At 69.7% G+C, this 9,236-nt stretch carries 5 protein-coding genes and 1 pseudogene; 5 read left to right on the forward strand and 1 reads right to left on the reverse strand.

Annotated elements, in window-relative coordinates:
- The 5 genes and pseudogenes from CKO27_RS22615 to CKO27_RS22635 form a co-directional block, all read left to right on the forward strand.
- Positions 1 to 110 (forward strand): annotated as a pseudogene (locus CKO27_RS22615) (IS110-like element ISSm3 family transposase); the annotation flags it as partial.
- A 223-nt stretch (positions 111 to 333) separates the two neighbouring features.
- Positions 334 to 2,685: an acyl-CoA dehydrogenase gene (locus CKO27_RS22620; RefSeq protein ID WP_200377178.1), complete on the forward strand. Its 2,352-nt coding sequence runs from the start codon at positions 334 to 336 to the stop codon at positions 2,683 to 2,685.
- 37 nt (positions 2,686 to 2,722) lie between these two features.
- Positions 2,723 to 4,033: an acetyl-CoA C-acetyltransferase gene (locus CKO27_RS22625; RefSeq protein ID WP_200377179.1), complete on the forward strand. Its 1,311-nt coding sequence runs from the start codon at positions 2,723 to 2,725 to the stop codon at positions 4,031 to 4,033.
- Positions 4,030 to 6,081 carry a 3-hydroxyacyl-CoA dehydrogenase NAD-binding domain-containing protein gene (locus tag CKO27_RS22630; RefSeq protein ID WP_200377180.1) on the forward strand — a complete coding sequence of 684 codons (2,052 nt, stop codon included), beginning with the start codon at positions 4,030 to 4,032 and terminating at the stop codon, positions 6,079 to 6,081. Before CKO27_RS22625 ends, CKO27_RS22630 begins: the two co-directional genes overlap by 4 nt.
- Positions 6,082 to 6,097: 16 nt before the next feature.
- On the forward strand, positions 6,098 to 7,993 hold the full coding sequence (locus CKO27_RS22635; protein WP_242471081.1) for an AMP-dependent synthetase/ligase: 1,896 nt from the start codon (positions 6,098 to 6,100) through the stop codon (positions 7,991 to 7,993).
- A 13-nt stretch (positions 7,994 to 8,006) separates the two neighbouring features.
- Here the strand turns inward: CKO27_RS22635 and cbiE are convergent.
- Positions 8,007 to 9,236, reverse strand: a 1,230-nt coding sequence (cbiE, locus tag CKO27_RS22640; RefSeq protein ID WP_207281068.1) for a precorrin-6y C5,15-methyltransferase (decarboxylating) subunit CbiE, incomplete at its 5' end; no start/stop codon positions are given.

A 9,236-nucleotide genomic window follows, 5' to 3' on the forward strand; every position in this document is an offset into this window, starting at 1 on the left:
AGGTCGCCAAGGTGGCCCTCGTGGCGTGCATGCGCAAGCTCCTCACCATCGTCAACGCCATGCTGCGCGATCAGGCGCACTGGGATCCTGCTCATGGGAAAACCGCTTGACCTGAAACACAGTTGCTATCCCCTCGGGGGAGAGGGGCTTTTCAGCTTCCCCGCTGGGAAGGGGTTAGCGAGAAACATTCTCGCCTTGTTCGTGGTCTCAATTATTAACATTGAAAAATCGTCGGACATGTGGCGATGACCAGAACGATGCGTTTCGCGCCTTGGCCCTGGGTGCCCGGTTGGCTGACCGGGACGGCCTGCGCGCACGAGGAGTGCTGACATCATGACCTCGATCCTGCTCTTGCTGTTGGTGCTTGGCGCGACCCTGTCTGCGGTCGGCCTGATTCCCGCCCTGCGTCGGCCCCTGGTGAGCCGGCACCTTCTGAAACAGTTTCGGCGCGCCATGCCGGCCATGTCGACCACCGAGCGCGAGGCGCTGGAGGCCGGCGGTGTCTGGTGGGACGCGGAACTCTTTTCGGGGCGTCCGTCCTGGCCGCGTCTGCGCGACCTTCCAGCGGCCCGCTTGAACACCGACGAACAGGCCTTTCTCGACGGCCCCGTGGAGACGCTGTGCCGGATGCTCGACGACTGGCGCATCACCCACGAGGACTTCGACTTGCCGCCGGAGGTCTGGCGCTTCATCCGCGATCAAGGGTTCTTCGGCCTGATCATCCCGAGGGCGCATGGCGGTCTCGGCTTCTCGCACCTGGCGCATTCCGAGGTCGTGATGAAACTCGCCAGCCGTAGCATCACGGCCGCGGTGACCGTGATGGTCCCCAACAGCCTGGGACCGGCCGAGCTGCTGTTGCGTTACGGCACCGAGGCCCAGCGCCGGCGCTATCTGCCGCGTCTGGCGACGGGTCGGGAGATCCCCTGTTTCGCGCTGACGGGGCCTCGGGCTGGCAGTGACGCGGCGGCGATACCCGACACCGGCATCGTCTGTCGCGCCCGTTTCGAGGGACGCGAGATCCTGGGGCTGCGACTGAGCTTCGATAAGCGCTACATCACGCTCGCGCCGGTCGCCACCCTGATCGGACTGGCCTTCCGGGTCGAGGATCCCGAGCAGCTGCTCGGGGAGGATCGCGCGCCGGGCATCACCCTGGCCCTGATTCCCGCCGGTACTCCGGGGGTCGTTCAGGGGCGCCGTCATCTGCCGCTCGGCATCCCCTTCCAGAACGGCCCGCTCTCCGGGCGCGATGTTTTCGTTCCGCTGGACTGGGTGATCGGCGGGCGCGACGGGATCGGCAAGGGCTGGCGGATGCTCATGGACTGTCTGTCCGAGGGGCGCGGGATCTCGCTGCCGGCGCTCGCGACCGGCGCCGGCAAGCTCGCCGCCAGTCACATCGGCGCCTATGCGCGCATCCGCCAGCAGTTCGGCCGGCCGATCGGCACCTTCGAGGGGATCGAGGCCCCGCTGGCCCGGATCGCCGGCAAGACCTATCAGATGGACGCAGCGCGGCGTGTCTTTCTCGGCGCGCTCGATGCCGGCGAACATCCGGCGGTGCTCTCGGCGGTGCTCAAGTATCAACTGACCGAAGGTTATCGCGAGGTCATCAACGAGGCCATGGACGTTCAGGGTGGCGCCGGGATCTGTCTGGGTCCATCGAACCTGATCGGGCGCGTCTATCAGGCGATCCCGATCGCGATCACGGTGGAGGGGGCGAACATCCTGACCCGCAATCTGATCATCTTTGGTCAGGGCGCCTTGCGCTGTCACCCCTATCTGCTCGACGAATTCCAGGCCGCCGGCGATCCGGATCGCCGCCGCGCCCTGATCGCCTTCGATGCCGCCATCGCGGCCCACGCGATCGCGCTCGTCCGCAACCTGTGGCGCGTCATCCGGCTGGGCTTGAGCGGTGGACGCGGCGCGGCGCTCCCGACGAGCGGGGAGGTCGGCCGCTATTACCAGCGGCTCGACTGGCTGAGCGCGGTTTTCGCCCTCAATGCCGACCTGGCCCTGATGACCCTCGGCGGCAGTCTCAAGCGGCGCGAGCGGCTCTCGGCGCGGCTCGGGGACATCCTCGGCCTGCTGTTCCTCGGCTCCTGCGCGCTCAAGCACTTCGAGGATCAGGGCGCGCCGAACGCCGACCGACCGCTGCTGCGCTGGGCGATGGAGGACCATCTGTTCGGGATCCAGCGGGCGCTGATCGCGCTTTGGGCCAACCTGCCGCTCCGGCGCCTGGCCTGGGTTCTGCGGCGGCTGACGTTCCCCTTCGGGCCGCCTTTCGAGGGGCCGGACGATGCCCTTGAGCATGAGGTCGCGCGGCTCATCCTGACCCCTGGCGCGCCTCGCGAACGGCTGACGGCCGGCATCTTCTCCACCCGGGATCCGGCCTTCGCCGTCGGACGGCTGGAACTGGGTCTGGAGGCGGCGCTCGCCGAGGAGGCGGTCGAACGGCTCTTGCGGACCGCCCGGAAAGAGGGGCGTCTCGCGAAGCTCCAGGGCGAGCCGCTGCTGCGGGCCGCCCTGGAGGCGGGAATCATCGACCCGGACGAAGCCGGTCTGGTCCGCCGTTCCAGCCGTCTGCGCGATCAGGTGATCGCGGTGGACAGCTTCGACACGCTCATCCCGGCGTGCCGGTCGCTGGCTCAAGAAGAACCTCGGATGTCCCAGTCGACCAGGAATGCCGCCTGAACGAGGGTCACGAACAACGACGAGGAGGATTCCAAGCATGAAGTCTTCATCGAATACCGCCCGCCCGGTCTACCTGGTGGACGGGTCGCGCACCCCCTTTCTGAAGGCGCGCGGCCGGCCCGGTCCATTCAGCGCGGCGGATCTCGCCGTCGGCGCCGGGCGCGCGCTCCTGATGCGTCAGCCGTTTCCGGCGGAGGCCATCGACGAGGTCATCCTCGGCTGCGTGGTCCCCGCTCCCGAGGAGGCCAACATCGCGCGGGTGGTCGGCCTGCGGCTTGGTTGCGGCGCGAGCACGCCCGCCTGGACCGTGCAGCGCAACTGCGCCTCGGGCTTGCAGGCGATCGACTGCGCGGCCCAGGCGATCGCCTCCGGGCGTTCCGAACTGGTGCTGGCGGGTGGGACCGAGGCCATGAGTCAGGCCCCGGTGCTGTTCGGCCGCGCCCTGGTGGAATGGCTGGGGCGCTGGCGCCAGAGCCCGTCGCTGGTCGCCCGTGGCCGGCTCCTGACCCGACTGCGCCCGCGCGATCTGGTCCCCGTGATCGGTCTGCTCAAGGGGTTGACGGACCCGATCGTCGGTCTCTCCATGGGCCAGACCGCCGAGCAGCTTGCCTGGCGCTTCGGCATCGGGCGCGGCGCCATGGACCGCTTCGCGCTGCGCAGCCATCAACGTCTGGGCCAGGCCCAGGACGCGGGCCTGTTCGCGTCCGAGATCACGCCGCTGTTCGATACCCAGGGGCAGTGTCAACTGTACGACGACGGCTATCGCCCGGACAGCGATCTGGAGCGTCTGGCGCGTCTGCCGCCGGTGTTCGATCGGCCGACCGGAGCGGTCACCGCCGGCAACAGCGCCCAGGTCAGCGACGGCGCCGCCCTGCTGCTGCTGGCCTCGTCCGAGGCGGTCGAGCGCTGGGGGCTGCCGGTGCTGGCGCGGGTGCGCGACAGCCACTGGGCGGCGCTGGACCCAGCCGAGATGGGTCTGGGGCCGGTCCATGCGATGGCGCCGCTGCTGCGTCGTCAGGGTCTGGCGACCGAGGCGATCGATCTCTTCGAGATCAACGAAGCCTTCGCGGCCCAGGTGCTCGCTTGTCAGGCCGCCTGGTCGGACGAGGACTGGCGTCGTCGGGCGCTCGGCGACACCGCGGATGGGCCGATCCCGGACGCGGCGCTCAACCCCGAGGGCGGCGCCATCGCGCTCGGCCATCCGATCGGCGCCAGCGGCGCCCGGCTGGTGCTCCATCTGGCCCTCTCATTGAAACGCCGTGGTCTGCGGCTCGGGGTCGCCAGTCTCTGCGTCGGTGGCGGACAAGGCGGGGCCATGCTTCTGGAACGGGTGGGAGGTGAATCATGAATCGCCATTGGCATCTCCGGGAAGCGGACGCGCGGGGCCTGATGTGGCTGGGGCTCGATCATCAGGGGCACGCGGTGAATCTGCTCGCGCTCGGTGTGCTCGACGAGCTGGAGTCGAGGCTCGACGAACTCGAGCCCAGACTCGCGGCGGACCCCATCGTGGGACTGGTGCTGCACTCACTCAAGGAGACGGGGTTCATCGCCGGGGCCGACCTGGGTGAGTTCGAGCGTCTGAGCGATCCGGCCGAGGCGGCGGCTCATATCCGCCGCGTCCATCGGATCCTCGATCGTATCGAGTCGCTGCCCTGTCCGACCCTGGCCCTGATCCACGGCTTCTGTCTCGGCGGGGGGCTGGAGCTGGCGCTCGCCTGTCGTTATCGCGTCGCCACCGACGATCCGGCGACCCGGATCGGTTTTCCTGAGATCCAGCTCGGCCTCTTTCCGGGCTATGGCGGAACCTGGCGGGCGATCCGTGTCCTGGGACCCATCGCGGCGCTTCGGCTCATGCTGACGGGGCGGAGCTTATCCGGCCGGGAGGCCAAGGCGCTCGGGCTGGTGGATCGGGTCGTTCCGCGTCGTCAGTTGGAGGCCACGGCGGCGGATCTGGCGCGGGATCAGCCGCGACCGGGACGGGCGGGCTGGTCGCGTCGCCTGCCCAATCTCTGGCCGCTGCGCCCACTGATCGCCGCCCGGATGGAACACCAGACCGACGCCAAGGTCGTCCGCGCGCATTATCCGGCGCCCTTCGCCCTGATCCGGCACTGGCGCGACAACGGCTCCGGGCGCGATCCGCTGCTGGCTGGCGAGGCGCGTCAGGTGCCGGAGCTGCTGCTGGGCGAGACCTCGCGCCATCTGCGGCGGGTCTTCGCGCTTCAGGAGCGGCTGAAGGGTCTGGCGTCCTCCACGACCGAGCGCCCGCGACGGGTCCAGGTGATCGGGGCCGGCGTCATGGGTGGCGACATCGCCGCCTGGTGCGCCCTTCAGGGGATGCGGGTCGGGCTCCAGGATGTCTCGATGGAGGCGATCGGGCGCGCCATGCGGCGTGCCCAAACGCTCTTCGGTCAGCGTCTGTCCGATCCCCGTCTGGCGCGCGACGCCTGGGACCGACTGACGCCGGATCCCTCCGGTCAGGGTCTGCGCGGCGCCGATCTGATCATCGAGGCGGTGGCCGAGGATCTGAGTCTCAAACAGCGGGTCTTCGCCGAGATCGAGGAGCGGGCCGGACCCCAGGCCCTGCTGGCCACCAATACCTCAAGCCTTCCGCTTGAGCGGATCGGTTCGAATCTGCGTCACCCCGAGCGGCTGGTCGGTCTGCATTTCTTCAACCCGGTGGCGCGCATGCGCCTGGTCGAGGTGGTCCGGGGCGCCGACACCGATCCGGATCCGGTCGCGCGCGCCATCGCGGCGGTGCGCGCCATGGACCGCCTGCCGCTGCCGGTGCTCAGCCGTCCGGGATTCCTGGTCAACCGCGTCCTCATGCCCTATCTGCTGGAGGCCGTCGATCTGCTCGACGAGGGGGTGCCGGTCGGCGTCATCGATCGTGCTGCGGTCGCCTTCGGCATGCCGATGGGACCGCTGGCGCTGGCCGACTCGGTCGGACTGGATATCTGTCTGGCGGTGAGCGACACCCTGGGCCATGACCTCACGGCCCCCGAGGAGACGCCCCAGCGTCTGAGCCGGATGGTCGCCGAGGGTCTGCTCGGACGTAAGAGCGGCCGGGGCTTCTATTCTTATCGCGATGGACGTCCCTCGCGCGAGCGACCGCCGCGCGGCTACCGGGCGCCATCGGACCTGACCGAGCGTCTCATCTTCCGGCTGCTCAACGAGTGCGTGGCCTGTCTGCGCGAGGGGGTGGTGGAGGATGCCGATCTGCTCGATGCCGGGGTCATCCTCGGCACCGGGTTCGCGCCCCATACGGGCGGTCCGGCGCATTACATCGCTCAGGGTGGGCGGGATCGCATGCGCGAGCGTCTGGCGTCATTGCAACGCCGTCATGGCGGGCACTTCCGACCGGATCGCGGCTGGAACCCGCATCCGGCGGGTATCTAATCGATCGGAGGACCAGATGATGTTTCTACTCGACACTCGACTCTCTCGTCTCGATCAGGGCGCCGTCACGGCGCCGCCGCCAACATCGATCGGCGCGGCCGAGGCCGTGACGCTCTGCGGATTGCTGCTGGAGCGCGCCCGGCGCACGCCGCGTGGCCTCGCCTATCTCCAGTTCGATCCGCTCGCCGAGCAGTGGCGCGAGACGACCTGGGCGGACATGGCCGGGGAGGTCGCGCGCTGGCAGGCCGCGCTGCGGCGCGAGCGTCTGCGCCCCGGCGACCGGGTGGCGCTGATGATGAGCAACCGCCGCGAATGGGTCGCCTTCGATCTGGCGGCGACCAGCGTTGGTCTGGTCACGGTGCCGCTCTATCCCGGCGATCGGCCGGCCTCGGTGCGCTACATCCTGGAGGACGCGGATGTCCGTCTGCTCTTGCTGGAGCAGCCCGAGCAGTTCACCGCCCTGGACGCGATCGGCGAGACCCTGCGACGACTCGACCGGATCCTGATCCTGAATCCGGGGACGGGCGAGCGCCCGGACATGGCCGTGAGCGTGGCGGACTGGCTCGCGGCGCCGCCGGACGAGGAGGCGCCGCTCGGCCCGAAGGATTGGGTCGAGAACGGCGAGGCGCTGTCGACCATCGTCTACACCTCCGGGACCACGGGCGCGGCCAAGGGCGTGATGCTCAGCCATCGCGATATCCTCTGGAATGCCGAGGCCTCGCTCAAGATGGTGCCGGCCTATCCGAGCGACCGCTTCCTGTCCTTCCTGCCGCTGTCGCATACCCTGGAACGCACGGCAGGCAGCATCCTGCCCATCATGGCCGGCGCCACTGTCGCCTTCGCGCGCTCCATCCCGCTCCTGGCCGAGGATCTTAAAATCCTGCATCCGACGGTGATGTTCGCGGTGCCACGCATCTTCGAGCGGATCCATGCCCGTCTGCGCGAAGCCCTGGAGCAGGGTCCACCGTTTAGGAAACGGCTCTTCGAACAGGCCGTCACGGTTGGCTGGCGCGCCTTCGAGCATGCCCAGGGCCGCGCGGACTGGCATCCGGAGCTGCTCGTCGCGCCACTCCTGGATCGTCTGGTCGGCGCCAAGGTCCGGGCGCGTCTGGGCGGGCGGCTGCGGGTCACGGTCTGCGGCGGCGCGCCCCTGTCGCCCGAGATCGCGCGTGTCTTCATCGCGCTCGGCGTCCCACTGGTGCAGGGCTATGGACTGACCGAGACCAGTCCGGTGATCAGCGTCAACCGGCTGGAGGACAACCGTCCGGACAGCGTCGGCGAGCCCTTGCCGGGGATCGAGGTTCGCATCGGCGCGGACCAGGAGATCCTGGTACGCACGCCGGGGATCATGCAGGGCTACTGGAATCAGCCGCTGGCCACCGCCGCGGCCTTCGACCAGGACGGCTGGCTGCGCACCGGCGACCAGGGCCGGATCGAGCATGGCCATCTCTATATCACCGGCCGGCTCAAGGACATCCTGGTGCTCGACAATGGCGAGAAGATCGGCCCGACCGATCTGGAGATGGCCATCGTCGGCGATCCGCTGTTCGAGCAGGTTCTGATCGTGGGCGAGGGCCTGCCCTTCCTGTCGGCCCTGGTGGTCCTCGATGCACCGACCCTGGCGACGTTCGCGCGCGAGCGGAAGCTGTCGCTCGAACGGCCCTCGACGGATGATCAGGAACGGCTGGAGACCGCTCTGCTCGAGCGCATCGAGCAGCGCCTCAAGGGCTTTCCAGGGCATGCGCGTATCCGGCGGATCGCGGTGCTCGATCACCCCTGGTCCATCGAGGAGGGTCTGGTGACGCCGACCATGAAACTGAAACGCGCGCGCATCGCCCGTCGGTATCGGCGCGAGATCGCCGACTGTTACAGGCGGCGAGGGGCTTCGACGGCCGCGGCACGGACGCCGTGAGCGATTCGGCCGGTCAGTCCGTCGCGGGCGCGTCGAGCTTGACGGCCGTCAGGATGGTCACCGGCATCGCCGCGCGCCAGCCGTCGAAGCGCCCGAGCGGGGCGGCCTGGGCGACCGAGATCCGTGTCAGCTCCCCGCCGATGCCCTCGCGCAGTCCGACCAGGAAGGCTTCGCTCTGCACCGTGACGGCGTTGGCGACCAGACGCCCGCCCGGTTTCAGGGCCTCCCAGCAACGCTCGGCGACGCCCGCGACGGTGAGCCCGCCGCCGATGAAGATGGCGTCGGGCGCCTCCAGGCCCACCAGCACCTCCGGGGCGCGTCCGGCGATCAGGACCAGATCGGGCACGCCGAGCGTGTCGCGATTGCGTTCGATCAGCCCGCGTCTGGAGGCGTCCGATTCGATGGCGATGGCGCGGCAGGCGCCCTCGGCGCGCATCCATTCGATACCGATGGAGCCGCAGCCGGCACCGACATCCCAGAGCAGTTCGCCCGGCCGGGGGGCGAGCCGGGCGAGGGTCGCGGCCCGGATATCGCGCTTGGTCAGTTGGCCGTCGTGCGCGTAGGCGGCATCCGGCAGACCGCAGCGGCGCGAGAGGGGGAGGGCGTCCGGGTCGGCCCGGCATTCGACCGCGACCAGATTGAGCGCGGCGACCTCCTCATGGGGCCAGTCGCGGGCATGGCCGTCCAGTCGACGTTCGGCCGGTCCGCCGAGCCGCTCCAGGACGCACAGCCGGCTGGCGCCATAGCCGCGCGCCCGGAGCAGCGCGGCGAGTTGGCCGGGTGTCCGGCCATCCGCCGAGAGCAGGAGCAGACGCGCGCCCTGGGCGAGATAGAGATTGATCCGTTCCAGCGGTCGTCCATGCGCCGGCACCACGCGCACCTCCGGCAAGGCCCAGCCCATCCGCGCGGCGGCGAGCGAGACCGAGGAGGGCGCGGGCAGGATCCGCGTCTCCTCGGGCGGCAGACGTGTCGCCAGGCTGGCTCCGACCCCGAAGAACATAGGATCCCCGCTCGCCAGCACGCACACCGGGCGGCCCCGACAGGCTAGGAGCTGTTCGTAAGCCAGACCGAAGGGGCTCGGCCAGGGCTGGCGCGACTGATCCGGGTCTTCCGGGACGAGCGCCAGATGCCGCTCGCCGCCAAAGAGCACGCGTGCCCCGGCGATCGCCCGGCGCGCCTCCTCCCCGAGTCCCGCGAGACCGTCCTCGCCGATGCCGACGATGGTGAGCCAGGGCCGCGGGGA

The organism is Thiocystis violacea (assembly GCF_016583575.1).
GTDB classification, from domain to species: domain Bacteria; phylum Pseudomonadota; class Gammaproteobacteria; order Chromatiales; family Chromatiaceae; genus Thiocystis; species Thiocystis violacea.